The organism is Rhizobium sp. PDO1-076, from assembly GCF_000247475.1.
In the GTDB taxonomy this organism is placed as follows: domain Bacteria; phylum Pseudomonadota; class Alphaproteobacteria; order Rhizobiales; family Rhizobiaceae; genus Allorhizobium.
On sequence record NZ_AHZC01000332.1, the window covers coordinates 1 to 24,360 of the forward strand.

Here is a 24,360-nt window from a genome sequence, read left to right on the forward strand (position 1 = left end):
TTCAGTTCGCGTCGTTGAGGCGGGATCTTTTGCAAAGGCGGCAGACACAATGGGGACGCCGCGATCGACCGTCAGTAAGCTTGTTCAGGATCTCGAGACCAGCCTAGGCCTCAAACTGCTTGAGCGCACGACACGGTCGATTAGCGTAACCTCTGAAGGCAACGCCTACTACGAGCGCGCCATTCGTCTGATTGCCGATTTTGACGACATGAACAATGAGGCCACTCGCGGGCGCCTGGCCACGAGTGGCAAACTTCGGGTTGACGTCGGAGGCACCTTCGCCAATGCGATTCTGATCCCCCGGTTACCGGAGTTTTACGCACTTTACCCAGAAATCGAGTTGCATCTCGGTGTAACAGAACGTCAGGCAGACATCGTCGAAGAGGGGATAGATTGCGTCATAAGGGCCGGCGATCTACCCGGTGCATCTATTATTGCGAGAAAGTTATGCAGCGTTGAGATCGTGACCTGCGCGACCCCGGGATATCTCGAACAACATGGCGTGCCTGCTTCTCCGTCGGATCTGGACCGTGGTCATATTTTTGTACAGTATTTCTTCGCACGCAGTCTGAAGCCGGCACCTGTGCGCCTGATGAAGGGCGAGGAAAAGATAGAGATCTACAGCCCGATCAAGCTGTCCACCAGTGACGCAACGGCGCATTTGCAAGGAATATTGGCAGGACTGGGTATTGGACAGACATTTGAATTCTTGGCGCGCCCACATATCGCTCGTGGTACACTGGTCCCCATCCTAAACGCTTGGGCGCCACCACGTTATCCTGTTCACATCGTCAGGCCAGCGGGCCGGTTTCCAAGCATCAAATACCAGGTCTTCGCAGACTGGGTTGCGAGCGTGTTTTCCCACTACGACGATGGTTCAGGCGCCTCCTAGGGCTTTATCCATATTCGTGGATAGTTACTCCATGACCACGGGCTTCTCCAATCTCTTGTTTGAAGCTATTCCGGCCGATGTGAGCAATTTGTGGAAAGAGCGCGATGGGGAAGGGTCTCTGTCTCCTGGTGTAGGAACGTAGCCCGGGTGTCGTACATGTCGACCTTTGGTTTGGAATTGAGTTTGTTGAAGGTAATCAGAAGGCGGCGTGAACGCGATCCTGCGAACGGCCGCCGAGCTGCCTGCCTGAATGAAATTTCCCCGAGAAAATCTATCCAACGAATGGCGGTTTCTCCAGAGCGCGAGGGACACGCATATCGCAGTCGGCTCGGAGCGGAGTGTTGCGATTAAGTCAATTCATTCGCAATTAATATTGCAATTTTGCAAAGGCGTTTATCACGCTAGCTTTCCTGTTAGCAGCCGAAGCCAGAAACAACCGGACCCTCAATATCGGCTCTTCAAGACGCACTCATAACCACCCGCATTCGCGGTCCAAACAACCGAAAAGGAAAGTACCATGTCCAAGCTCGAAGTCCTGACCCCGGCAAACAGCCAGCTCATCTTCATCGACCAGCAGCCGCAGATGGCGTTCGGCGTGCAGTCGATCGATCGCCAGACGCTGAAGAACAATGTCGTTGGTCTCGCCAAGGCCGCCAAGATCTTCAACGTTCCGACCACGATCACCACGGTCGAAACCGACAGCTTCTCGGGCAATACCTTCCCGGAACTGCTCGCCGTCTACCCAGAGAACGATATCCTCGAGCGCACCTCGATGAATTCCTGGGACGATCAGAACGTCCGCGATGCACTGGCGAAGAATGCTGCCGACGGTCGTAAGAAGATCGTGGTCTCCGGTCTGTGGACGGAAGTCTGCAACACGACCTTCGCCCTCTCGGCTCTCCACGATGTTCCGGACTACGAGATCTACATGGTTGCCGACGCTTCGGGCGGCACCTCCTTCGATGCACACAAATACGCAATGGACCGCATGGTGCAGGCAGGGGTGATCCCGGTCACCTGGCAGCAGGTTCTGCTCGAATGGCAACGCGACTGGGCTCGCAAGGAGACCTATGACGCGGTCACCACCCTCGTGAAGGAGCATTCCGGCGCCTACGGCATGGGTATCGACTATGCCTATACCCACGTGCACAAAGCCGCCGAGCGCGTCACCCACGGCAAGCGTATCGGTCCGAACCCTGCCCAGAAGACCGGCAAGTAAGGACCCGATCAGGCCACTCCGATACCCCCGTCGGAGTGGTCTTTCTCTTTTTTCGTGGAGAACTTCCTATGAAAATCTATCTTCTGTCTCTCGGTGCAGGCCTGCTTGTTGGCATTGTCTACAGCCTCCTGAACGTGCGCTCACCGGCTCCGCCTGTCATCGCGCTGGTTGGCCTTCTCGGCATTCTCGTCGGCGAACAGATCATCCCGCTTGCAAAGACCCTGTGGAGCAAGGAGCCAGCGGCCGTCTCTTGGCTTCATCAGATCAAGCCGCATATGTTCGGCCACATGCCCAAGGGCGGTAATCCTGTTGCTGTTGCTCATCGGGAAGATACGAACAAAGAAGAGCGGAGCTGATGACCACGCGCCGCACCTTTCTTGGAGGCGCATCAAGCCTGGCGTTCTCGAATCTCTTCTCAACGGCAAATGCCGCCGATCCCAACCAGACCGGAGTAGACAACATGTATCCCGACCTGATCCTTCACAATGGCCGCCTCACGACACTTGACCGGAGCAATCCTAACGCAACCGCTGTCGCCATCAAGGACGGCCTCTTTCAGGAAGTCGGCACGGACAGCGAGATCATGGCTCTGGCCGGGTCCGATACGAAGATCGTAGACCTCAAGGGAAAGCGCGTCCTGCCGGGACTCATCGACAACCACACCCATGTCGTTCGCGGTGGACTGAACTACAACATGGAATTGCGCTGGGACGGCGTGCGCTCGCTGGCTGACGCGATGGACATGCTCAAGCGTCAGGTGGCGATCACTCCCGCCCCGCAATGGGTCCGCGTTGTCGGTGGTTTCACCGAGCATCAGTTTGCCGAAAAGCGTCTGCCAACGATCGAGGAGATCAACGCAGTCGCACCGGATACACCAGTCTTCCTCTTGCACCTTTATGACCGGGCGCTTCTGAACGGTGCGGCACTCCGCGCCGTCGGTTACACCCGCGACACCCCGAACCCGCCGGGTGGCGAGATCACGCGTGATGCCAATGGCAACCCGACCGGCCTGCTGCTGGCCACGCCGAATGCCGGCATTCTGTATTCGACACTTGGCAAGGGACCGAAGCTTCCGCTTGATTACCAGGTCAATTCGACCCGTCATTTCATGCGGGAACTGAACCGTCTGGGCATCACCGGTGTGATCGATGCTGGCGGCGGCTCCCAGAATTACCCCGACGATTACGAGGTGATCCAGAAGCTCTCTGACGAGAACCAGATGACGGTGCGTCTGGCCTACAATCTCTTCACCCAGAAGCCCAAGGAAGAGAAGCAGGATTTCCTCAACTGGACATCATCGGTCAAATACAAGCAGGGGAACGACTACTTCCGCCATAACGGCGCGGGCGAGATGCTGGTCTTCTCGGCCGCCGACTTCGAGGATTTCCGCCAGCCACGGCCGGAAATGGCCCCGGAGATGGAAGGCGAACTGGAAGAGGTCGTCCGCGTCCTTGCCGAGAACCGTTGGCCTTGGCGCATGCATGCCACTTATGACGAGACAATCTCGCGTTCGCTCGACGTGTTCGAAAAGGTCAACAAGGACGTTCCGCTCGAAGGCCTGAACTGGTTCTTCGACCATGCCGAGACGATTTCAGACCGTTCAATCGACCGGATCGCGGCTCTGGGCGGCGGCATCGCCACCCAGCACCGCATGGCCTATCAGGGCGAATATTTCGTCGAGCGCTACGGCCATGGCGTGGCGGAAGCAACACCGCCGCTCCGCAAGATGCTCGACAAGGGCGTGAACGTGTCCGCTGGTACCGATGCCACCCGCGTCGCCTCCTACAACCCGTGGGTTTCCCTGTACTGGATGGTGACAGGCAAGACGGTCGGCGGCATGCAGCTCTACCCGCGCGCCAACTGCCTCGACCGCGAAACAGCACTTCGGATGTGGACGGAAAAGGTCACGTGGTTCTCTAACGAAGAGGGCAAGAAGGGCCGCATCGAAAAGGGCCAGTTCGCTGACCTCGTCGTGCCGGACAAGGACTTCTTCTCCTGCGCCGAGGACGAGATCTCGTTCCTCGTCTCCGAACTCACCATGGTCGGCGGCAAGATCGTCTATGGCGCTGGTGACTTCAATGCGCTCGACGAAAACGACTTGGCTCCTGCGATGCCCGACTGGTCTCCGGTTCGGAAGTTCGGTGGTTACGCTGCATGGGGCGAGCCCGAAGGTGCGGGTGCCCGGTCGTTGCGCCGCACGGCGATCTCCACCTGCGGCTGCGCGAGCGATTGCGGCGTGCATGGTCATGATCATGCCGGGGCCTGGACCTCCAAGCTTCCGATCGCCGACCTCAAGGGTTTCTTCGGCGCTCTCGGTTGCTCCTGCTGGGCAGTCTGATCTCGGCATCACTTTCGGGCGGTAACGTGATCGCCCGAAAGACTTTTCGGATAATTTCATATTCCGCAATTAAATCGGAACTATTGCTGCAATTGTTGGCGAGCCAGTAACCAGCCAATATCGCTCCATCAAACGCAGCCGCTCGATCTGATCGGCGACCATGCAGGGGCAGATATGACCTACCAATCACACACTTCGCACCCACTCCGGAGCAGTCTTGCCCGTATTGTCGGCTCTCCGGTCACGCGCACTGTATCGCTGATCGCGCTCTGCGCCGCATATATCCAGGGTCCGCTCACCAAGATCTTCGATTTCAACGGCGCACTGGCCGAGATGGATCATTTCGGTCTTCATCCAGTCGTGTTCTTTGCTGTCGCTGTCATCGCCTTCGAACTGACGGCTTCGGCCATGGTGATTTCAGGCTTCATGCGCTGGGCTGGTGCGCTTGCTCTTGCCGGGTTCACTCTCATGGCAACCTTCATCGCTCTCCGCTTCTGGGAAATGGCCCCAGGCATGGACCGCATGATGGCAATCAACGCCTTCTTCGAACACCTGGGCCTTGCGGGCGCATTCGTCTTCGTCGCGGCCTTCGATCTCACCAAGGGAGCAGCCAAATGAGCGCCGCAAAAACCTCCGGGGGCTCCTTCGCTCCACTCGCACAGCCTGTCTTCGCAGTCCTCTGGATCGCCACCGTCCTCGGCAACACCGGCAGCTTCATGCGTGATGTCGCCAGCTCGTGGCTGATGACGGATCTGTCCGCATCGCCAGCAGCGGTCGCCATGGTTCAGGCGGCAGGCACGCTGCCGATCTTCCTGCTGGCTATTCCGGCGGGCGTTCTCACCGACATTCTCGATCGCCGCAAGTTCCTGATCGCCGTTCAGCTTCTGCTGGCATCCGTCAGCATCTCGCTGATGGTTCTGTCCCAGACGGGCATGCTGTCCGTCAGTGCGTTGATCGGCCTGACTTTCCTCGGCGGCATCGGTGCAGCCCTGATGGGGCCGACATGGCAGGCTATCGTACCGGAACTGGTAAGGCGCGAGGACGTGAAGAGCGCTGTCGCTCTTAATTCACTGGGTATCAATATCGCCCGCTCCATTGGTCCTGCGGCCGGCGGCCTGCTCCTCGCCGCTTTCGGGGCCGGGATCACCTACGGCGCGGACGTTGCCAGCTACATCTTTGTCATCGCAGCTCTGGTCTGGTGGCCGCGCGCGAAGAACGCCAATGATGTGCTTCAGGAGAACTTCTTCGGTGCGTTCCGGGCCGGGCTTCGCTACACCCGCTCGAGCCGACCCCTGCATGTCGTCCTGCTGCGTGCCGCGATCTTCTTCGCATTCGCCAGTACAGTCTGGGCACTACTTCCACTCGTTGCCCGGCAGCTCCTTGGTGGAGATGCCAGCTTCTACGGCATCCTGCTTGGTGCGGTTGGCGCTGGTGCGATCGGCGGTGCCTTGGTCATGCCAAAACTGCGCGAACGTCTGAGTGCCGATGGCCTGCTTCTTGGGGCCGCGCTGATCACCGCAGCCGTCATGGCCATCCTGTCGCTTGCACCGCCGAAGATCGTCGCCATCGTTGCGCTTCTCTTCCTTGGTGGCGCATGGATCACGGCGCTGACGACACTGAACGGCGCGGCGCAAGCTGTCCTCCCGAACTGGGTGCGTGGTCGTGGTCTTGCCGTCTATCTGACCGTTTTCAACGGCGCGATGACGGCTGGGAGCCTGGGCTGGGGTGCTGTCGGTACGGCTGTCGGTATCCAGTCGACCCTGCTGATCGGTGCGGCCGGACTACTCGTGGCCGGGTTCATCATGCACCGCGTGAAGCTCCCGGCTGTTGATGCCGACATGGTGCCGTCCAACCATTGGCCGGAGCCGCTCGTCGCCGAACCCGTTGCCCACGACCGTGGTCCGGTTCTGATCCTGATCGAATACAAGGTCGAGAAGCACCACCGCACCGCATTCCTGCATGCCATCGATCATCTTGCCAGCGAACGTCGCCGTGACGGCGCCTATGGATGGGGTGTCACCGAAGACTCCGCCGATCCGGAAAAGATCGTCGAATGGTTCATGGTGGAATCCTGGGCCGAGCACCTTCGCCAGCACAAGCGGGTGTCCAATGCCGACGCTGATCTGCAAGGCAAGGTTCTGGCCTACCATGTCGGCCCCGAGAAACCGGTTGTTCGTCACTTCCTGACGATCAACCGCCCGGGTGCCGCCTAACGAAAGCAATAGGGCAGGGCGGCGTCGGCCGCCCTTTCCATTATGTCGCCCGGCGCAATGAACTCGAAACAATTGATGCAATTGCGACGGTCGACCGTAAGCGGCAAAACTCAGATCACTTCCCGTTACGACTTCGCGTCCCAGCATCAATCGAGACCCCGACCATGAAACCTCCATCCCTTCCCACTCTCCTCAGCTTTAATGGCGGCTACGTCGATACGTTGGGCTTCCTGGCGCTCTCAGGATTGTTCACTGCGCATGTCACTGGAAACTTCGTGACGCTTGGGGCAACCCTGGCGCACGGTATGGATGGGGCATTGTCAAAACTCCTGGCGCTTCCGATGTTCTGTCTGGTCGTCTTTGTGTCGCGGCTGGTTTGCCTGAAGCTTCAAAGCCGCAACCGTTCCCCCATCCGGCCAATGCTGGTCGTCAAACTTCTGCTGTTTGTGGGTGTTGCTGCTTACGCTTTCCACCATGGGCCGTTTCGCGCGGACGAAGGTACGGTTACGTTGGCCGTCGGCATGGCTCTGGTTTCCGCGATGGCCATTCAGAACGGTCTCCACAAGGCACATCTGTCCAAAGCGCCGCCCTCAACGCTGATGACAGGTACGACCACGCAGATCATGCTAGATCTCGCGGACATTCTCGCCGATCCGAAAGCGGACGAGGTCGCGACTGCCAAGACGCGAGTGAAGAAGATGGCGGCTGCCGTGGCGACATTCGCTCTCGGATGCGGGGTTGGCGCAACAGGCTACATATATGCGCCTGTGGTGGCGTTCAGCCTGCCGGCCATTCTGGTGACCATCGCTCTGTTCGCAAGCAGCGCAGGTGCCGAGTCCTGACACCGTTAAGCGCTCTCATCTCTGAACAGTTTTTGAAAGGACACCCCAATGGTTATCGGCCATGATTCAAGCGGTCTCTCAAACCTGATCGCTCCCGTTCTGAAGCCCCTTGCGATCAGTCTCGAATTCTTCGGTGTAGGTGTCATCCTGATCGGTGTCGCGATCGCAACCATAGCATACGGGCGTGATCTGTTTTCGGTCGGCGGACGGGAGGCCTACGAACGCTACCGCGCCAATCTGGGCCGCGGCATCCTGTTGGGATTGGAGATCCTGATCGGCGCTGACATTATCGCCACGATCATCTCGCCTCTGACCTGGGAAAGCGTCGGTCTGCTTGGGTTGATCGTGCTGATCCGGACGTTCCTCAGTTTCTCACTGGAGGCCGAGATCGATGGTCAGTGGCCATGGATGAAGAATTCGAACCCGCCAGCTCATCGCCGCTTGCCGTAGTTTTCAGATGGGAACTGGCAACGCCACTTTGTGTTCAAATGTATCAAACCATGACGAACACTCTTGAATTCTGCGTCGATACCTTCTGCGGCGTCAACATTGGACTGGACGGTGAAATGTGCCCTCAACCGCAAGTGAGCTGCGACGCCTTAGCTCGATTTTGTACAAAGTCGAGCTTAGAGAACGAAATTTGTGCTTGGCGCCCTCGATTGGACCCGGTGTTGGAGTTAACCCCCTCGGGCTGGACCACGGGACAGGGGAAAACCTGTAAACTCTGCGGGGCCCAATCGGAGAAGGTTTGAAGGGCAACACCGCGGCGTCCGTGGGGGGCGTTTTTCATGTCACCGATGCCGAGCTTTCAAGCTTTTGCTGTGTGCTCGTTTTATTTGATGTGCGGATGGATTTTTGGTCGTGAATTTAGTTGTCAATAGTTCCTCTAATCCCTGTTCCCGCGAGTAGGGAAAACGTCTTTGAGGGATTGAACATTTGTATCTATTTCTGCGGTTTTTAGTGATTTGTCCCGAAGCCTGCTTGTTTTCGCTGTAAATCGCCGAATATCAGGAAATTGGAAACTGAGACCGGTTCGCAGTTAACTGCGTCCAGCACCATTTTATTCAAAAACTTGATTGCACAGTGTCCGACAACGGAAATTGCCGTCCGTTGTCTGCGCCTCGGTTGGTCACAATGCTTGTGCCGGTTTCGGCAGTGCCGACGGATTGCGACTTCCTCCCCTTTCGTAAAGATTGCATTCAGCATTTGCCGGTAAAACTCTGTTAGCAATTTGTGTCTGCGTTCCCGCCAAGCCAATGGTTTCCGGCTTGCGGGCCTGAGTGTTGAGTAGCTGTGCCATGCGTTTGAAGCTTGTCTCGTCGATTGTGATCGGCTGCCTTGTTCTTGGTGGATGCCGCGCGTCCGGCCCGGATGATGTTCTGCAGATCGGCTCGAGGCCGATGCCGCAGATCAATACCGCATCGATCCCGCAATCGCCCGCTCAAGGGGAAGCCCTGCAGGCGCCGGTGCCGATGGCGGAGGTTGCCTCCGAGATTGCGCCACCGGCCGCCGTCGAAACCACTGCGCCGCATCAGGACGCGCTCGCCTGGGCCGGGCCCGTTCCCGGCGGTGCGGCGATGGCGACAAGTACGATGGCGCCGAGCACCATGACCGCCGGCATGCCGATGCCGACCGAGCGCCCGGTCGCGATGCTGGCACCCGTCGTCCCGCCGATCCCGCAGGATCTTCAGGAAACGCCACGCCAGAAGGGCGGAAGCAGCGGCCGCTCGCGCATCTACAGCCACCGTTTCAAGGATGCCAAGCCGATCAATTTCGGCAAGACAAAGCCGCGCGACTATCCGGTCCACGGCGTCGATGTCTCGCGCTGGCAGGGCGAGATCGACTGGGTAAAGCTGCGCAGCCAAGGTGCGAACTTCGTCTATATCAAGGCGACCGACGGCGGCGATCACCTCGACCCGATGTTCAAGAAGAACTGGAAAAGGTCCAACGATGCCGGCCTGAAGCGGGGTGCCTATCACTTCTTCTACTGGTGCCGCACGGCCGGCGAGCAGGCAGACTGGTTCATCCGCAACGTGCCGCGCGATCCCGATGCGCTGCCGCCCGTCATCGACGTCGAATACAATGGCGAATCGAGCTGCAAGCGCCGCCTTTCGGCGGAAAAGGTCCGCGAGAAGATGCAGGTCTTCATGGACAAGCTCGAGCGTCACTATGGCCAGCGGCCGGTGATCTATACGGCGCCGGACTTCTACAAGGACAACCTGCGCAACGCCTTCGTCGACTATCCCTTCTGGCTACGCGCGGTCGCTCAGCATCCGTCGAAGGTCTATCCGGGCCGCAAGTGGATCTTCTGGCAGTATTCCGGTTCCGGCCTGTCCCACGGCGTCAACGAGAAGATCGACCTCAATGTCTTTCATGGCAGCGAGGAGCAATGGCACCGCTGGTCCGGCCGCGGCGCAAGCTGAGGCCGAAGGCCGGCAGGGAACCCTCGCGCAATAGCCTTCACGGTCTGATGTGCCGGCGCGAATGGTCCGTGCGGGGTCTGACGGGCCGACGCTGATACCTGGCCGATAGTCACTTGTCTCCGGATCCGGACTGTCTGCTCTAGGCTCCGATGCCGGGTTCGACAATCGGTGGATTGCGGGTGTCGTCGGGATTGGGGTTCGGCCATTCGTCCGGTAGAAGGTCCGGCGCCGGTTCATCGATCGGTACCTCCGGAGCCCAGCCCGGCGCTGGCATCGGCGGCACATCATCCGGTGTCGGTATCGGTGTTCCTGGATTTGTTGTCATGGTCATTCTCCTCTTGCGCGCGACATGAGCCGGCGGCAGATGCCGCAGCCTGGTCCCATGTGCAATCCGCGACCGCTGTTTTTGGTTCCAGCTTTGCGGATCAATGCCCTCAGCGTGGCAAGCGAAGAGCCGGCAGATCCGCGTCTGCGAAAAATAATTGCCAAGGGTCGGAACCCTTTGCCATCGGCGTGCGTTTCACGGGGACATGAGGAGGAGTTTGCCATGGCTCAGGTATTTTGTGATATTGTTCCCCAGGCGAACGGCTGGGTTTTTGTCTCCGACGGCGTGCAGTCGGCTGCCTATCCCAGCTATCGCCTGGCGGTCGAAGCCGCCAAGAACCATACGGATCGACAGACCGGCAAGCGTCGGACTTTCATCTTCCGCCAACAGGATCTGAAGGGCGGCATGCTGGAAATCGGCGCCATGTCGCAGGCATTCGAACAGCGTGCAGCGGCAGGCGTGGCCGGCCAGAAAACAGCAGCGCAGAAATAACAGTTCGGAAATGGCAGTCAAGAATCTGATGAGATGCGGGTGAGTGAGGGTCGGTCCGGACGCGAGCATTCGATTGCAAAACCATGGCAGCCGGCGCTGCCGTGGTTTTGTGCGTGCGCCGGACGGCACAGCTCATGGCGCCTCGTCACTTGCGATGGTGACCGTCACCTTTTCCACCCCGGGCACGGACATGATGATGTCCACGGCGCGATCGATCTCCAGGCGCGACGTGATCCGGCCACCGAGAACGATCTCCTGTCCCTTGGCGACCACTGTCAGTTCGCTGGCATCGAGCCCTTGCGAGCTGGCAAGCGCCTTGGCCGCGGCGACCTCCAGGCGCGCCGCGCTCGGATTGGCCGTTTCGGCGGCGGATTTGGCGTCATGAAAGCGTTGTGGCTTGAAAACCATCGCGCCGGTCCTCCTTGTTTCACCCGTTCCAGTTTCACTGGGTCTAACGCAGCTCCCCGCATTATGTTCGCTTCGTCGCGATTAAATTTGATCCGTGATTGTCCGTGGTTGCATAGTCTGCCCCTGCGAGTGGTGACGAGGGCGGCGAAGGGGCCACGATCATGAAAGTCCTGACCAGCTATCTCGGGCGGCTTTTTCCAACCGCGTCGATCGGCACCTATCTGGCGATCATGGCGGTGCTTTCGACCTTGCCCCTGCTCGGCTTTGTCGTCTTCCTTCTGCTCGAGCTTGAGCGGGGGCAGTTTCAAGCATTGAAGATCGAGACAGCCCAGGATGCACAGACCGTCAGCCGCAATGTCGAGCGTGCGGTCTCGGACATGTCGACGACCCTGACATTGGTCGCCAATTCGGCTGAATTGCAGCAAGGCAATCTGGCCGCCTTTCATCGCCGCGTGTCGGAAAGCTTGAAAGGCAGCTCGCTCTATATCCTGCTTGTCCGGGCGGACGGCACCCAGTTGCTCAACACGCGCCTTGCCTTCGGCACGGCACTGCCGAAGATGTCCAACATCGCCTCGCTGCAATCAGCGCTGAGCTCCGGGAAAACCGAGCTGTCGCGCGTTTTTTACGGGGCCACCAGCAAGCGCTGGGTCGTCAACCTGACGATGCCCCTGCCGCCTGCCAAGCCGAATGAGCCGGCAGCTGTCGTGCTGACGCAGGATGCGGCGAGCCTCGCCAGTCTGTTGTCTACGGACAACCTTCCCCCTGGGTGGACGGCCGGCCTTCTCGACAGCGATGGCCGGGTCATCGTGTCCAGCGGTCCCGACAACCGCCCATCCGGCGACCAGTTCGACCAAAGCTCGCTGGACCTCATGCATGGCGCAAACAACAGCCTGATCATCTACCGAGATGGCGTCCAGTATTTGCTTGGCTATTCCAGGGTGGCCGATGGACCCTGGAGCGTGGTGATCTGGGGACCGGTGGCGAGCGTCCAGGGATCCTTCGTCACCATCTGGAAAAACCTGCTGATCGGCAGCCTGGTATTCCTGGCATTGAGCCTGTGCGTTGTTCTGACGGCGGCCCACCAGCTGCGTTCGGCCATCCGCAAGATCGCCGCCATGGCGGAACGCATCGGCCATGGCGACATCGTGTCGCCCGAACGCACCAAGATCCTCGAGGCAAACCAGGTGGCCTTTGCCCTGTCCAACGCATCCTTCGACCGTGCCCAGGCCGAGGAGCGCACGCATTTCATCCTGCAGGAGCTGGTGCACCGGACGAAGAACATCCTGTCGTTGGTCCAGGCGATGATGCGCCAGCTGGCGCGCGGAACCGACAATGTCGATGAATTCCAGCGCGCCGTGAGCGGACGTCTGGCCGGCCTGGCCCAATCGATCGAGGCCCTGGCCAAGCAGCAATGGGGCGGCATTCCCTTGTCGACCCTGGTCGACCTGCAACTGATGACGGTCGTCGGCTCGACCGAGCGCGTCGCGCGGCGCGGGCCTGACCTGCTGGCCAATGCCAATGCCGTGCAGAATCTCGGCCTGGTCTTCCACGAACTCGCCACCAATTCGGTGAAATATGGGGCGCTCTCGGTGCTGGAAGGCACGATCGCGGTGGAATGGACAATCCGCGATGTGCAGTCGGAGCAGCCCATGCTGGAGGTAACCTGGACGGAAATGAACGGCCCGCCTGTTACCGAGCCCACTAGGCGCGGCTTTGGCTCGACCGTGGTCGAGCGGCATGCGGCCGGCGCCTTTGGCGGCAAGGTCAGCATGGACTTCAATGCCGAAGGCCTGCGCTGGTCGCTCGTGGCGCCGCTGGAGGCTTTTGTCAGCAGCTAGCTTTAGGTCCACGCCGGACAACGCGCAGAAGCGCAAACGTCTTGGTTTCCTTCAAGATGGCGTTTCAGCCGCCGCCTTGTGTGCCTGCGCGTGACGGCTGAGCGCGTCGGCCCGGGCCTTGGCGGTCTCGAGGATGTGGCGGATCTCGTCGCTTTTTTCGCCACCGCGCGCGATCCCCGCCGACGGGGTCAATCCGGGATCTTCGGCGCCGTCGCGCATCATGACCTCTTCCTCGAGGCCGCGGAGCAATTCGAGCGTGCTGTCCGGCCTCAGCAGCGCTGATGTGAGCAGTGAGATGAGGATCTCGCGATGGGCGTTCAGCCGCCCTTCGATCATTTGTCCGTCGATCTGTGATTTATCGGTTTGCATCGGTCTTGTGCCTCCCTGCCACGCTGTGTGGCCTGCCATGATGCAGGGGAACAATGATGGTGGTCAATTGTTTCATCCGGGAGCTGAAATAGTGCGCGAAAGGAGAGCCCCATGGATGATACGACGGCTGAAACAGTCCGGGCTCCGCGCTGGCGCAGCCATGCAGACCCGCGCGGCAGGCTGATCCTTGCCTTGTCTGCACAGCTTGAAGCCGAACGGAACAAGCGCGAGGCCTTGCGTGTTGCGCATCGTCAGGGCGCTGTGGATCAGGCATTGCTCGAAGCGATCGCCGAAAAGCCCGTTGCGGCAAGCAGCGAGGATATTGCCGCCCTGCAGCAGACTGTAGCGCTGCGCGACCGGACGCCCAGTGAAGACTATACACCGGAATTCTGTATGTAGCTTGCGGCAAAACAAGTAAGTCAAAGCTTACCGAATGGCGGGCGATCAGATGACCGATCGAACCCGGTTCTCGGTCAGGCGTGCGTAGACCTCGGCATAGCTTTCGGCGCTGCGGTCCCAGGAATAATCGGCTCGCATTGCCTGCAACTGCATCCGCGACCACTGACGCCGGTCGCCATAGGCATCGGCGGCGCGCCGCAATGCATGACGCAGGCCCTCCGGTCGCACCGGGTGAAACTGGAACCCGGTCGCCGCCCTTGCCGTCAGCGCTGCGTCATTTGCATCGATGATCGTTTCCGACAGGCCGCCGGTGCGCGACACCACCGGCACGCAGCCATAACGCAGCGCATAGAGTTGTGTCAGCCCGCAGGGTTCGAAACGCGATGGCTGGATGATCGCGTCCGAACCGCCATGGATCTGGTGTGCCGTCTGCTCGTTGTAACCGACCGATACGGCCATTCTGCCGGGAAACCGGGCCGCCGTGGCCTGCAACGCGTTCTCGATGTCGTGGTCGCCCTGGCCAAGCACGATCAGGCGACCGCCGCGATAGAGGATTTCGTCCGCCACCTCGGCCAGCATGTCCATGCCCTTCTGCCAGGTCAGCCGGGTCACTGCCGAGAACAACGGTCCGTCGCCGGGTTCGAGCCCGAAGCGCTCCAGCAGCAGCGCCTTGTTGCGCTTCTTGTTGCGCAGCGTCTTGGTGTCATAGCGAAAGGGCAGGTAGCCGTCGGTGGCCGGGTTCCAGACATCGTTGTCGATGCCGTTGACGATGCCCTGCAGCCGGTCGAGCCTCGCATTGAGCACGCCGTCCAATCCCATGCCGAAGGCTGGCGACAGGATTTCACGTGCATATGTGGGGCTGACGGCGGTGATGTGATCCGCAGTCATCAAGCCGCCCTTGAGATAGCTGATATCGCCGAAATATTCGAGCCCGTCGAGCGAATAAGCCTCCGGCGGCAGCCCGATATACGGCAGAAGGGTCGAAGAATATTGCCCCTGGAAGGCAAGGTTGTGGATGGTCAGAACCACCGGCACGCTAGAGCCGATATGGCGCATGTAGACAGGCGTCAGCGCCGCCTGCCAGTCATGGCAATGAACGAGGTCGGGTTGCCAGCCGGGCAGGGCACCCGCGGCAATCTCGGCGGCCGCGAGCGACAATACGGCAAAACGTTTCCAGTTGTCCGGGTGGTCGGTGCCGTCCTGATCCACGTATGGCCCGCCATCGCGTTCATAAAGCGCAGGCGCATCGAGCACGAACAGGCTGAGCCCGTCTATGTCGAGATGCCGCAGCATGGCCTTTTCGCCGAGCAGGTCATCGAATTCCATCAAAGGCGGATGTGGGCGCGTCAGCGCCAGAAGCGACGGATAACCGGGAACCAGCGTATGGGTTTCGATGCCGAAACGCGACAGCGCCTTGGGTAGCGCGCCGGTCACGTCGGCGAGGCCGCCGGTCTTGACCAGCGGGTAGATCTCGGAGGTGACCGCAAGCACCTGCAGAGCCGCATGCGGTATGCCGCCCATAGTGAGCCGTGCCTGACCTTCGATCTGGTGCGCCTCGCGCATGCGCTGGATAAACTGTGCCCGCCCCAGAGCGACGCCGATTTCCGCTTCGCCCATGATCGTCATCTCTTGGGTGCTTTGACGGCTTTGACCAGTCGTGGCGGTTGTGGTTGCGCCGTTTGTGGTTGCGCCGGGGATGGGTCGCGCGTTCGATTATCCTCGAACGCCGATGCCTGCGCATCGGCTATACGCTGTCCGGCATTGTCGACCGTCCGGTCCGAAGCCGCCTGCAGCATCTGCCAGTCCTGCAGCGCCGCATGCCAGTGATCGGCGTCGCGGCCATGCGGACGGCCTTCTTCCTCCCAGCGGGAATAGGCCCTGCGGGCAATCCAGTCATTGTCCTTATCGGTGTCTCTGTCGCTCATGGGTTCTCTCCGCTCGCCGCCGCGTTCACCTGTCATCACGAACGGCCTGGCGGACCGGACCCGCCGGAAACGGGCCGAAGCCAAGCAACCCGAAGGGACTAACGACGGCCTCGTACCGCGTCTTTGTTCCACTTCGTCCAGTTCATGCGAGAGATAGACACAAGCATAACGCCAGCGATGGCAATCGGTTCCCGGCCCAAACAGGGATTCGAACCTGCCGGCGCCTCACAAACCTTGCACTTGTAAGCAAGTCCCGTCTGTTTACGACGTCTCTGCCCGGTTGCGACGCGTTACGCGGCTATTCGTCTGCATATTAGCGGATTCGGTTCTGCGGCCACCATTCATTAACCTTCAGGCAAGGAATTAACCATAATGATTGCTGGACACGTCGGAGTGGGACTCATGGAAGAGTTTCCTTCGGGCATGACGCCGTCCCGTCGTACCGGTTTTGGCCCGGTCTGTAAAATCATGCAGGCAGTTTGAAAGACGGCTCGCCATGAACGCGGACGGACCTCCAAGGCGTGGTCCATGAACTTATATCCGCGTTTCGGCCACCGCTCTCTCGGTCTGCCCAGAAAGGGTCGATCTCGTTCGAGATCGTCGCAATACGGGCAAAATGGCAAGTCAGGTCAATTCGACGGAACGGACAACGGGAGCGCAGGCAGGCAGCCTGGGCGAACGCTTGCGTTTTGCCGGCCTTGATGACAGCCACCGCGAACTGCTGCGCCAGAACCGCCACCTGCTCTCGCCGCAAGTGAAGACCGCGCTGCGTGATCTCTTCCAGCGTCTCCAGACATTTCCCGATGCTTCGCGCGCCTTTTCCAGCGAGCGTCAGTACGATCGTTTCCATGACCTCCTGTCCTCGCACTGGGATGTGCTGACGGATGCCCGCTTCGACGCGCTTTATGCTGAGCGGGTGAAGGTTCTTTCCGACAGCGAAAGCCGCATGGGTCTTGACCCAAGATGGCACATCGCCGGCCATGCGGTTGTCCTCGAACATCTGCTGACGGCCGTGATGAGCGAAAATGCCGGCTCCGGGCTGCTGCCCTCTGCGCGCCGCCGCCAGCGCGAGGTCGCCGACCTTGCCGGTGCGCTCGTGCGTCTGGTCATGGTCGATGTCGAAATCGCCGTTTCCCTGCGTTTCAACGAGCTGCGCGTCAAGCACCACCGTGATATGGCAGCCCAGCGCGAGCGTGATCGTGCCGAGGTTGAAGCCGTTTTTGGTCCGATCATCGAAGGCTTGGCCGAGCGCGACCTGACGGTGCGCGTCAGTGCCGATGTGCCCGACGCCTATGCCGACCTCGGCAGTCGCATGAACGAGGCGCTGGAACAGCTCCAGACCGCGTTTCTGGCATCAGAGGACAAGCTCATGCAGGCCCGCGGCACCACAGATGTGATGGTTTCTGCCGCACGCGACTGTTCGAGTGGCGCCGATGTCCAGTCCGAGCGGCTGGGCGAGGCCTCCCGTGCGCTGGATGCCCTGACATCCGACGTGCGCGGCAGCGCCGGCAAGACCAGGAAAGCCGAAGCCTCGGTGGCCGCCACCCGCCAGTCGGTCGAGGCCAGCGGCCAGGTGGTCGGCCAGGCGATTTCGGCGATGGCCGATATCGAGGCCTCCGCCGAACAGATCGGCCATATCATCGGCGCGATCGATGAAATTGCCTTCCAGACCAACCTGCTGGCGCTTAACGCCGGCATCGAGGCAGCCCGTGCCGGCGACAGCGGCCGCGGCTTTGCCGTTGTGGCCCAGGAAGTGCGCGCACTCGCGCAGCGCTCGGCCGATGCCGCCCGCGAAATCAAGACACTGGTGGCCACGACCAAGAACCAGGTCGTCGCCGGTGTCGACATGGTTGCAAGGACGCAAGGGGCCATCGCCGATATCGTCACCCAGGTCGGCGGCATCAGCGGCACCGTTTCCGAGATCGCCAGCGAGACCGATGCCCAGGCGACCGGGCTCGCCGGCCTTTCGGGTATCGTGGCCGCTCTCGGCACCGATGTCTCCGCAATTGCCGATCTCGCCCGTCGCTCCAGTGACAGTTCGGACGACCTGCACAAGGTGATCCTCGAGCTCGGCGAGACGATCCGCGAATTCCACATCGAACGTCAGGTTCGTCCGTCAAAGCCGGTCTCGTCGCGCCTTGTCGTTTCGTCGGCAGCAGCTTCCCTGGCCGGTCCGCGGGGCCGTGACACAGATGACGTCGACAACGCACCGTTTGATGATGATTTCGGCTTTTCGGTCCAGATTGCTGGGCTGGGAGGATGAGGGGATTGTTTACCACCATGCGCTACACAAGAGGCTCAGGCGGCGAATGTCTCCGAACAAATGGTGGATTTCTCAACCGGTTACCGGCTGGACCGGCACGATAGCTGCGGCTGCGTGAAACAAGGAAAGAAATGATGGCAGTCAAGAAAGGCCAACAGAAGAGTTTGAAACTCGCGGCGGTATTGGACCTCAACGAGGCCTCCAATCTGAAGGCGAACATTCTCTCCTTGCGCGGTGCTCCGCTCACCATCGACGCCTCCGGCGTCGAGCGTGTCGGCGCCCAGTGTGTTCAGGTTCTGATGGCCGCGGCCAAGGCCTGGGAAGCTGACAAGCACCCATTCTCTTTCGGCAAGGCCTCGGAGGCCTTTCTCAAGACCCTTCAACTGATTGGCGTGAACGTCGACCATCTGCTCGCTAAGGAGATCCGGCAATGAAGAAAAAAGTGCTTACTGTGGATGACTCCAGAACCATCCGAAACATGCTTCTGGTCACCCTCAACAATGCTGGCTTTGAAACCATCCAGGCCGAAGACGGCATCGAAGGTCTCGAAGTGCTCGAAGACTGCAATCCGGACGTCATCGTCACGGACATCAACATGCCGCGTCTCGATGGTTTCGGCTTCATTGAAGGCGTTCGCAAGAACGAGAAATACCGCGCCATCCCGATCCTGGTCCTGACCACGGAAAGCGACGCGGAAAAGAAGAACCGCGCGCGCCAGGCTGGTGCAACCGGATGGATCGTCAAGCCGTTCGATCCGACCAAGCTGATCGATGCCATCGAGCGTGTAACCGCCTAAGCCGGGATTTTCTCCTATGGATATGAACGAAATCAAAGAGATCTTCTTCCAGGAATGCGAGGAGCAGCTTGCAGAACTGGAATCCGGTCTTCTGAAAATGAATGACGGGGATCGTGACCCGGAGACGGTGAATGCCGTGTTCCGCGCGGTTCACTCGATCAAGGGCGGTGCAGGTGCTTTCGGTCTCGACGACCTGGTCGCCTTTGCGCATGTCTTTGAAACGACACTTGATTGCGTTCGTTCCAACAAGCTGGAACCCGGCCCTGAAGTGATGAAGGTCATGCTGAAGTCAGCCGACGTGCTGGCGGACCTGACCAATGCTGCCCGCGATGGCGGCAGCGTCGACTCATCCCGCTCGAGCGGCCTGGTCAAGGAACTTGAAGCGCTGGCGCATGGCGAACTGCCGGCAGCGTCTTCTGCTCCGGCGCCGGCAGCCCCGGTCGCCAAGGCACCGGCTGCATCCGACGACGGCTTCCAGCCTGTTCCCTTCTCCTTCGACGGTTTCGGAGAAGAAGAGGAAGCGGTGGCCCCGTCGACCTTCGAAGTCAGCTTCAAGCCACGTCGCGAACTGTATTCCAAGGGCAATGAAGCCGCTCTCCTGCTGCGCGATCTCTCGCGCGTTGGTGAGATGAGCATCAACTGCATCATGGATGGCCTGCCATCGCTCGATGACCTGGATCCCGAGGAAGCCTATTTCGCCTGGAAGATCCAGATCAAGCCGGAAAAGGGCGAAGAGGCCATTCGGACCGTGTTCGAATTCGCCGAATGGGACTGTGACCTCGAGATCAAGATGATCGAGGCGGAAGCAAAACCCAATGCCGAAGAGCTTCCGATGATCCCCGTACCGTTCGATCTGTCGGCTCTCGACGACGGCCCGGAAATGGTCGCTGCCGAAACGGTTAACGCCGCTGTGGACGCTGCCGAAACCGCGACCCGGGTCAGCAAGCTTGCCGCCGCCGCTAAGGCGGAAAAGAAGGAATCGCCAGCCGCTGCTGCCGCAGCCGCTGCCGCTGCTGCCGCCGCTCAGGCCAACAATGCCGCCGGCCAGACCATCCGCGTCGATCTCGACCGCGTCGATCGCCTGATCAACCTGGTGGGCGAGCTCGTCATCAACCAGGCGATGCTGTCGCAGAGCGTCATCGAGAACGATGCGACGGGCACCTCTGCCGTCAACATGGGCCTCGAGGAGCTGCAACAGCTTACCCGCGAGATCCAGGACTCGGTCATGGCGATCCGCGCGCAGCCGGTGAAGCCGGTCTTCCAGCGCATGTCGCGTATCGTCCGCGAAGTGGCCGACATGGTCGGCAAGTCGATCCGCCTCGTCACCGAAGGTGAAAACACCGAAGTCGACAAGACGGTCATCGACAAGCTCGCCGAGCCGCTGACCCACATGATCCGCAATGCCGTCGATCACGGTATCGAAAGCCCCGAGAAGCGTGCCGCCGCAGGCAAGGAGCCGGAAGGCACGATCAAGCTGACCGCGAAGCATCGCTCGGGCCGTATCGTCATCGAACTGGTCGATGACGGCGCCGGCATCAACCGCGAGCGCGTCAAGCAGAAGGCCATCGACAACGAGCTGATCGCAGCCGATGCCAACCTGACGGATGAGGAAATCGACAACCTGATCTTCGCGCCGGGCTTCTCGACCGCCGACAAGATCTCCGACATCTCCGGCCGCGGCGTCGGTATGGACGTGGTCAAGCGCTCGATCCAGGCACTCGGGGGTCGTATCTCGATCACCTCGCGCCCTGGCCTCGGCTCGACCTTCACCATGAGCCTGCCGCTGACGCTCGCCGTACTCGACGGCATGGTTGTCACGGTTGCCGGCCAGACCCTCGTCGTCCCGTTGACCGCGATCGTCGAAACCTTGCAGCCGGAAGCGCAGAACATCCACTCCTTCGGTGCCAACCAGCGCCTGATCTCGATCCGCAACTCCTTCTGCCCGCTGGTGGATGTCGGCCGGATCCTGAACTTCCGCGGAACCCAGGCCAACCCTGTCGAAGGCGTGGCGCTGCTGGTCGAATCGGAAGGTGGCGGACAGCGCGCCCTGATGGTCGATGCCATCCAGGGACAGCGCCAGGTCGTCATCAAGTCTCTGGAAGCCAACTACACCCATGTTCCGGGCATTGCCGCCGCAACCATCCTCGGTGATGGCCGCGTCGCTCTGATCCTTGACGTGGATGCCGTCGTTGCCGCCTCGCGCGGTCAGTCCCTCAAGCAGGAAATGTCACTAGCAGTCGCAGGATAGTCTCATGTCGTATGCGGTCAGAAGCCTTGCAGAAGGAAATCGTGAACTCATCGCCTTCCGGATCGGAGAGCAGGAGTTTTGCGTGAACATCATGTCGGTACGCGAGATTCGCGGGTGGACCCCCGCGACCCCGCTGCCACATTCGCCCGGGTATGTCCTGGGGGTGATCAATCTGCGCGGCGCCGTACTGCCGATCATAGACCTGTCCAAACGCCTCGGCATGACGCCTGTCGAGCCCAGCGTGCGCCACGTCATCATCGTGGCGCAGGTTCACTCGAAGATCATCGGCCTCTTGGTCGAGGCGGTATCCGACATCCTGACGGTGACCGAGGAAAACATACAATCGACGCCGGAGATCTCCTCCGACCTCGAACGCCAATACGCCCGCGGCATTCTCGCGATCGACAAGCGGATGATCTGCTTGATCGAGCTTGGTGCTCTTTTTACCGACGCCGAAAGCGAGGCTGCATGACATTTGCAATGAGTTCATCAAGGCAATCTGAAGACGAGGTCCTGGCCAGCGGCGAATATCCGCTGACCCGTCGCGATCTCAATGAGATCGCAGCGATGATCTATTCGGACGCAGGCATTGCCCTCAATGATTCCAAGGCATCCTTGGTCTACTCCCGGCTGTCGAAGCATATCCGCAATCTTGGCCTGTCGGGCTTCCGCGCCTATTGCCAGCTTGTCGCTTCGCAGGAAGGGGCAGCGGAACGGCGAGAAATGCTCTCGCACCTGACCACCAACTTCACCCGCTTCTTCCGCGAGAACCATCACTTCGAGCATCTGCGTGACGAGGTTCTTCCCGGACTGATCGCCCGGGCGAAGGCCGGCGGCCGTGTCCGAATTTGGTCGGCAGCCAGTTCGGACGGCCAGGAGCCCTATTCGATCGCGCTGACGGTGCTTCAGGCATTTCCCAATGCCGCCGACTACGACTTCAAGATCCTGGCGAGCGACATCGATCCCAAGATCCTCGCCATTGCCCGTCAGGGTGCCTATGACGAGCAGGCGCTTGAAACCGTTTCTCCCGCCATGCGCAAGCAATGGTTCAAGGAAACCGAAATCAACGGCCGCCGCAAGTTCCAGGTCGATGATCGCCTCAAGCGCATCATCACCTTCAACGAGCTGAACCTGATGTCGCAGTGGCCGTTCAAGGGCAATTTCGACGTCATTTTCTGCCGCAACGTCGTGATCTATTTTGACGAGCCGACCCAGGTGAAGATCTGGGGCCGATTCGCCGGACTGCTGCCGGTTGGTGGCCACCTCTACATTGGCCATTCGGAGCGTGTCTCCGGCGATCCGAAGAACGATTTCGACAATATCGGCATCACCACCTATCGCTATCTCGGCAAGCAGGGAGGGCGTAAATGATGGCCCATCCCGCACGCGTTCTCGTCGTCGATGACAGCCCGACCATGCGCGGCCTGATCACGGCCGTGCTCAGCCAGGATCCGGATGTCAGCGTTGTCGGTCAGGCCGGCGACGCCATGGAAGCTCGTGCGGCGATCAAGCAGCTGAACCCGGACGTCGTCACGCTCGACATCGAGATGCCGAACATGAATGGCCTCGAATTCCTCGAGAAGATCATGAAGCTGCGTCCGATGCCGGTCATCATGGTCTCGACCATGACCCATCGCGGCGCGGAAGCGACGCTGGCGGCGCTCGAGATCGGTGCCTTCGATTGCGTCGCAAAGCCCGTGCCCGGTGACGCCCGTCCGTTCGGTGAACTGGCGGAAAAGGTCAAGGCTGCGGCCCGCTCCCAGCACCGTCATGCACCGGCGCCACAGCTGCAGCCACCAACTACGGCCCCGGTCGCCGATTTCCGCGTTGGTCGCAAGATCGTCGCCATCGGGTCCTCGACCGGTGGCGTCGAGGCACTGATCGCGGTTCTGCAGAAATTCCCGCGCAATTGCCCGCCGACGGTGATCACGCAGCATATGCCACCAACCTTCACCAAGAGTTTTGCCGAGCGCCTGAACAGGCTTTGCGCCCCGGTCGTCGAAGAGGCAACCGATGGTGCAAGACTCGAAATCGGCAAGATCTATCTTGCCCCCGGCGGCGAACGTCATCTGCAGGTGTCGAATGCGTCGGCACCGTGCTGCCGCCTGGTCGAGCGTGCGCCGGTCAATGGCCATCGCCCTTCCGTCGATGTGCTGTTTGATTCGGTTGCCGAACTTGCCGGCCGCAGCGCGGTTGGCGTGATTCTGACTGGCATGGGGCGCGATGGCGCCTCCGGTCTGTTGAAGATGCGTCACGCCGGTGCCCGCACCATCGGTCAAAACGAAAAGACCTGCGTGGTCTATGGCATGCCGCGCGTCGCCCATGAACTGGGCGCCGTCGAACATCAGTTGCCGCTAGGTTCCATTGGGGAGGAGATCCTCAAACTAACTGCCGCCCGAAAAGAAGGTATCGAATAATGTCCATAGCCGAAAAAATCAAAGTTCTGATCGTCGACGATCAGGTCACCAGCCGCCTCCTCCTGTCGGACGCCCTGACCCAGCTTGGCTTCAAGCAGATCACGGCAGCCGGCGACGGTGTTCAGGGAATGAAGGTCATGGAGCAGCAGCCCCATCATCTGGTCATCTCGGACTTCAACATGCCGAACATGGATGGTCTCGGCCTCCTTCAGGCTGTTCGCACCAACCCGAACACCAAGAAGGCGGCCTTCATCATCCTCACCGCACAGGGCGACCGTGCGCTGGTGCAGAAGGCCGCCCAGCTGGGTGCCAACAACGTGCTCGCCAAGCCTTTCACCATCGAAAAGATGAAGGCCGCGATCGAGGCCGTATTCGGAGCATTGAAATAAAATGGTCGAGGACAGTGCAGCTAAACGCGTCCATATAATTCAGGGCGAGTGGAAGGTGATCGACGACCCGAATGTGGTGTTGTCGACGATCCTTGGCTCGTGCGTGGCTGCCTGTATTCGGGATCCGAATGCGGGAGTGGGAGGTATGAACCACTTCCTGCTTCCTGGTTCGGCTGTCCCTGGTGCCGGTGGCGGCGATGCCACCCGTTACGGGGTCCATTTAATGGAGCTTCTGATCAACGGCCTCCTGAAGAAGGGGGCACGCAGGGATCGATTGGAAGCCAAGATCTTCGGCGGCGCAAAGACGATTGCGACGTTCTCCAATGTCGGCGAGCAGAATGCAGCGTTTGCCACCCAGTTCCTGCGCGACGAAGGGATCAGGGTGGTCGGCTCCTCCACGGGCGGTGACCACGGCCGCAAGCTTGAGTTCTGGCCGGTCAGCGGCCGCGCCAGACAGTATCCGCTCACAGGCGCGGAAACACAGAAGACGGTTGCCCTGGAAAGGCGTCCGGTTCCTGTGTCGAAGCCGGTGGAAAGTTCAATCGAGTTTTTCTAGTACTGGAA

General features: G+C 60.3%; 26 protein-coding genes. 21 read left to right on the top strand and 5 right to left on the bottom strand.

Translation table 11 applies throughout. From position 1 onward, the window contains the following. The 9 genes from PDO_RS16115 to PDO_RS16155 form a co-directional block, all read left to right on the top strand. A partial coding sequence (locus PDO_RS16115) for a LysR family transcriptional regulator (protein ID WP_037074477.1) occupies positions 1–892 on the top strand: 892 nt, incomplete at its 5' end. A gap of 517 nt (positions 893–1,409) precedes the next feature. Further along, positions 1,410–2,111: a hydrolase gene (locus PDO_RS16120; protein ID WP_007604158.1), complete on the top strand. Its 702-nt coding sequence runs from the start codon at positions 1,410–1,412 to the stop codon at positions 2,109–2,111. Positions 2,112–2,179: 68 nt separating this feature from the next. Then, a complete protein-coding gene (locus tag PDO_RS16125) occupies positions 2,180–2,467 on the top strand; it encodes a XapX domain-containing protein (protein ID WP_007604159.1) in 288 nt (95 codons plus the stop codon). Further along, positions 2,467–4,449 (top strand): amidohydrolase, encoded by a 1,983-nt coding sequence (locus PDO_RS16130; protein WP_007604160.1) that lies wholly within the window; start codon positions 2,467–2,469, stop codon positions 4,447–4,449. The genes PDO_RS16125 and PDO_RS16130 overlap by 1 nt, the downstream gene beginning before the upstream one ends. Positions 4,450–4,623: 174 nt before the next feature. Continuing rightward, complete coding sequence (locus PDO_RS16135; RefSeq protein ID WP_007604161.1) at positions 4,624–5,067, top strand: DoxX family protein; 444 nt, start codon at positions 4,624–4,626, stop codon at positions 5,065–5,067. After that, positions 5,064–6,662 carry an MFS transporter gene (locus PDO_RS16140; RefSeq protein ID WP_007604162.1) on the top strand — a complete coding sequence of 533 codons (1,599 nt, stop codon included), beginning with the start codon at positions 5,064–5,066 and terminating at the stop codon, positions 6,660–6,662. Before PDO_RS16135 ends, PDO_RS16140 begins: the two co-directional genes overlap by 4 nt. Before the next feature lie 164 nt (positions 6,663–6,826). Then, the gene (locus tag PDO_RS16145) at positions 6,827–7,504 is read left to right on the top strand and encodes a YoaK family protein (protein WP_007604164.1); all 678 of its coding nucleotides are present in this window, start codon (positions 6,827–6,829) and stop codon (positions 7,502–7,504) included. A gap of 48 nt (positions 7,505–7,552) precedes the next feature. Further along, entirely contained in the window at positions 7,553–7,954 is a 402-nt protein-coding gene (locus PDO_RS16150; protein ID WP_007604165.1) for a DUF1622 domain-containing protein, read from the top strand. Between the two features lie 848 nt (positions 7,955–8,802). Next, complete coding sequence (locus PDO_RS16155) at positions 8,803–9,927, top strand: glycoside hydrolase family 25 protein (RefSeq protein ID WP_007604166.1); 1,125 nt, start codon at positions 8,803–8,805, stop codon at positions 9,925–9,927. A gap of 139 nt (positions 9,928–10,066) precedes the next feature. Here the strand turns inward: PDO_RS16155 and PDO_RS16160 are convergent, their stop codons facing one another. Then, positions 10,067–10,252: a hypothetical protein gene (locus tag PDO_RS16160; protein WP_007604167.1), complete on the bottom strand. Its 186-nt coding sequence runs from the start codon at positions 10,250–10,252 to the stop codon at positions 10,067–10,069. Positions 10,253–10,474: 222 nt separating this feature from the next. On the opposite strand from PDO_RS16160, the gene PDO_RS16165 reads away from it, so the two are divergent. Next, a complete protein-coding gene (locus PDO_RS16165; protein WP_007604173.1) occupies positions 10,475–10,744 on the top strand; it encodes a hypothetical protein in 270 nt (89 codons plus the stop codon). Positions 10,745–10,876: 132 nt separating this feature from the next. Here PDO_RS16165 and PDO_RS16170 read toward each other — a convergent pair whose 3' ends face one another. Beyond that, positions 10,877–11,152: a BON domain-containing protein gene (locus PDO_RS16170; RefSeq protein ID WP_007604175.1), complete on the bottom strand. Its 276-nt coding sequence runs from the start codon at positions 11,150–11,152 to the stop codon at positions 10,877–10,879. Between the two features lie 161 nt (positions 11,153–11,313). Between PDO_RS16170 and PDO_RS16175 the strand changes: the two genes are divergently transcribed. Then, positions 11,314–12,990: a sensor histidine kinase gene (locus PDO_RS16175; protein WP_007604176.1), complete on the top strand. Its 1,677-nt coding sequence runs from the start codon at positions 11,314–11,316 to the stop codon at positions 12,988–12,990. A gap of 51 nt (positions 12,991–13,041) precedes the next feature. Here the strand turns inward: PDO_RS16175 and PDO_RS16180 are convergent, their stop codons facing one another. Next, positions 13,042–13,359, bottom strand: coding sequence for a hypothetical protein (locus PDO_RS16180; RefSeq protein ID WP_007604178.1), 318 nt, complete (start codon positions 13,357–13,359; stop codon positions 13,042–13,044). A gap of 111 nt (positions 13,360–13,470) precedes the next feature. Between PDO_RS16180 and PDO_RS16185 the strand changes: the two genes are divergently transcribed. Beyond that, positions 13,471–13,758, top strand: a complete 288-nt coding sequence (locus PDO_RS16185; protein ID WP_007604180.1) for a hypothetical protein — start codon at positions 13,471–13,473, stop codon at positions 13,756–13,758. A 45-nt stretch (positions 13,759–13,803) separates the two neighbouring features. Here the strand turns inward: PDO_RS16185 and glgA are convergent, their stop codons facing one another. Continuing rightward, positions 13,804–15,255, bottom strand: a complete 1,452-nt coding sequence (gene glgA / locus PDO_RS16190) for a glycogen synthase GlgA (protein WP_037074480.1) — start codon at positions 15,253–15,255, stop codon at positions 13,804–13,806. A 125-nt stretch (positions 15,256–15,380) separates the two neighbouring features. Next, positions 15,381–15,683, bottom strand: coding sequence for a DUF2934 domain-containing protein (locus PDO_RS16195; protein ID WP_007604184.1), 303 nt, complete (start codon positions 15,681–15,683; stop codon positions 15,381–15,383). A gap of 616 nt (positions 15,684–16,299) precedes the next feature. Here PDO_RS16195 and PDO_RS16200 point away from each other — a divergent pair. From PDO_RS16200 to cheD, 9 genes are all read left to right on the top strand, one after another. Beyond that, positions 16,300–17,946, top strand: coding sequence for a globin-coupled sensor protein (locus tag PDO_RS16200; protein WP_007604186.1), 1,647 nt, complete (start codon positions 16,300–16,302; stop codon positions 17,944–17,946). Positions 17,947–18,080: 134 nt separating this feature from the next. Next, positions 18,081–18,380, top strand: a complete 300-nt coding sequence (locus tag PDO_RS16205; protein ID WP_007604187.1) for an STAS domain-containing protein — start codon at positions 18,081–18,083, stop codon at positions 18,378–18,380. Beyond that, positions 18,377–18,742, top strand: coding sequence for a chemotaxis response regulator CheY1 (cheY1, locus tag PDO_RS16210; RefSeq protein ID WP_007604188.1), 366 nt, complete (start codon positions 18,377–18,379; stop codon positions 18,740–18,742). The genes PDO_RS16205 and cheY1 overlap by 4 nt, the downstream gene beginning before the upstream one ends. A 16-nt stretch (positions 18,743–18,758) precedes the next feature. Continuing rightward, positions 18,759–20,990 carry a chemotaxis protein CheA gene (locus PDO_RS16215; RefSeq protein WP_007604190.1) on the top strand — a complete coding sequence of 744 codons (2,232 nt, stop codon included), beginning with the start codon at positions 18,759–18,761 and terminating at the stop codon, positions 20,988–20,990. Positions 20,991–20,994: 4 nt separating this feature from the next. Further along, complete coding sequence (locus PDO_RS16220; RefSeq protein ID WP_007604193.1) at positions 20,995–21,462, top strand: chemotaxis protein CheW; 468 nt, start codon at positions 20,995–20,997, stop codon at positions 21,460–21,462. Continuing rightward, on the top strand, positions 21,459–22,361 hold the full coding sequence (gene cheR, locus PDO_RS16225) for a protein-glutamate O-methyltransferase CheR (RefSeq protein WP_007604195.1): 903 nt from the start codon (positions 21,459–21,461) through the stop codon (positions 22,359–22,361). Before PDO_RS16220 ends, cheR begins: the two co-directional genes overlap by 4 nt. Beyond that, positions 22,361–23,407 (top strand): protein-glutamate O-methylesterase CheB, encoded by a 1,047-nt coding sequence (cheB, locus tag PDO_RS16230; protein WP_037074481.1) that lies wholly within the window; start codon positions 22,361–22,363, stop codon positions 23,405–23,407. The genes cheR and cheB overlap by 1 nt, the downstream gene beginning before the upstream one ends. Then, on the top strand, positions 23,407–23,796 hold the full coding sequence (locus tag PDO_RS16235) for a response regulator (RefSeq protein ID WP_007604199.1): 390 nt from the start codon (positions 23,407–23,409) through the stop codon (positions 23,794–23,796). Before cheB ends, PDO_RS16235 begins: the two co-directional genes overlap by 1 nt. A 1-nt stretch (position 23,797) precedes the next feature. Then, positions 23,798–24,352, top strand: coding sequence for a chemoreceptor glutamine deamidase CheD (gene cheD / locus PDO_RS16240; RefSeq protein WP_007604201.1), 555 nt, complete (start codon positions 23,798–23,800; stop codon positions 24,350–24,352). The last annotated feature ends 8 nt before the right edge of the window (positions 24,353–24,360 follow it).

Excerpts from the sequence above, each read along its gene's own strand:
- PDO_RS16120 (WP_007604158.1), top strand. The coding sequence starts at position 1,410 with ATGTCCAAGCTCGAAGTCCTGACCCCGGCAAACAGCCAGCTCATCTTC.
- PDO_RS16125 (WP_007604159.1), top strand. The coding sequence starts at position 2,180 with ATGAAAATCTATCTTCTGTCTCTCGGTGCAGGCCTGCTTGTTGGCATT.
- PDO_RS16130 (WP_007604160.1), top strand. The coding sequence starts at position 2,467 with ATGACCACGCGCCGCACCTTTCTTGGAGGCGCATCAAGCCTGGCGTTC.
- PDO_RS16135 (WP_007604161.1), top strand. The coding sequence starts at position 4,624 with ATGACCTACCAATCACACACTTCGCACCCACTCCGGAGCAGTCTTGCC.
- PDO_RS16140 (WP_007604162.1), top strand. The coding sequence starts at position 5,064 with ATGAGCGCCGCAAAAACCTCCGGGGGCTCCTTCGCTCCACTCGCACAG.
- PDO_RS16145 (WP_007604164.1), top strand. The coding sequence starts at position 6,827 with ATGAAACCTCCATCCCTTCCCACTCTCCTCAGCTTTAATGGCGGCTAC.
- PDO_RS16150 (WP_007604165.1), top strand. The coding sequence starts at position 7,553 with ATGGTTATCGGCCATGATTCAAGCGGTCTCTCAAACCTGATCGCTCCC.
- PDO_RS16155 (WP_007604166.1), top strand. The coding sequence starts at position 8,803 with ATGCGTTTGAAGCTTGTCTCGTCGATTGTGATCGGCTGCCTTGTTCTT.
- PDO_RS16160 (WP_007604167.1), bottom strand. The coding sequence starts at position 10,252 with ATGACAACAAATCCAGGAACACCGATACCGACACCGGATGATGTGCCG.
- PDO_RS16165 (WP_007604173.1), top strand. The coding sequence starts at position 10,475 with ATGGCTCAGGTATTTTGTGATATTGTTCCCCAGGCGAACGGCTGGGTT.
- PDO_RS16170 (WP_007604175.1), bottom strand. The coding sequence starts at position 11,152 with ATGGTTTTCAAGCCACAACGCTTTCATGACGCCAAATCCGCCGCCGAA.
- PDO_RS16175 (WP_007604176.1), top strand. The coding sequence starts at position 11,314 with ATGAAAGTCCTGACCAGCTATCTCGGGCGGCTTTTTCCAACCGCGTCG.
- PDO_RS16180 (WP_007604178.1), bottom strand. The coding sequence starts at position 13,359 with ATGCAAACCGATAAATCACAGATCGACGGACAAATGATCGAAGGGCGG.
- PDO_RS16185 (WP_007604180.1), top strand. The coding sequence starts at position 13,471 with ATGGATGATACGACGGCTGAAACAGTCCGGGCTCCGCGCTGGCGCAGC.
- PDO_RS16195 (WP_007604184.1), bottom strand. The coding sequence starts at position 15,683 with ATGAGCGACAGAGACACCGATAAGGACAATGACTGGATTGCCCGCAGG.
- PDO_RS16200 (WP_007604186.1), top strand. The coding sequence starts at position 16,300 with ATGGCAAGTCAGGTCAATTCGACGGAACGGACAACGGGAGCGCAGGCA.
- PDO_RS16205 (WP_007604187.1), top strand. The coding sequence starts at position 18,081 with ATGGCAGTCAAGAAAGGCCAACAGAAGAGTTTGAAACTCGCGGCGGTA.
- cheY1 (WP_007604188.1), top strand. The coding sequence starts at position 18,377 with ATGAAGAAAAAAGTGCTTACTGTGGATGACTCCAGAACCATCCGAAAC.
- PDO_RS16215 (WP_007604190.1), top strand. The coding sequence starts at position 18,759 with ATGGATATGAACGAAATCAAAGAGATCTTCTTCCAGGAATGCGAGGAG.
- PDO_RS16220 (WP_007604193.1), top strand. The coding sequence starts at position 20,995 with ATGTCGTATGCGGTCAGAAGCCTTGCAGAAGGAAATCGTGAACTCATC.
- cheR (WP_007604195.1), top strand. The coding sequence starts at position 21,459 with ATGACATTTGCAATGAGTTCATCAAGGCAATCTGAAGACGAGGTCCTG.
- cheB (WP_037074481.1), top strand. The coding sequence starts at position 22,361 with ATGGCCCATCCCGCACGCGTTCTCGTCGTCGATGACAGCCCGACCATG.
- PDO_RS16235 (WP_007604199.1), top strand. The coding sequence starts at position 23,407 with ATGTCCATAGCCGAAAAAATCAAAGTTCTGATCGTCGACGATCAGGTC.
- cheD (WP_007604201.1), top strand. The coding sequence starts at position 23,798 with ATGGTCGAGGACAGTGCAGCTAAACGCGTCCATATAATTCAGGGCGAG.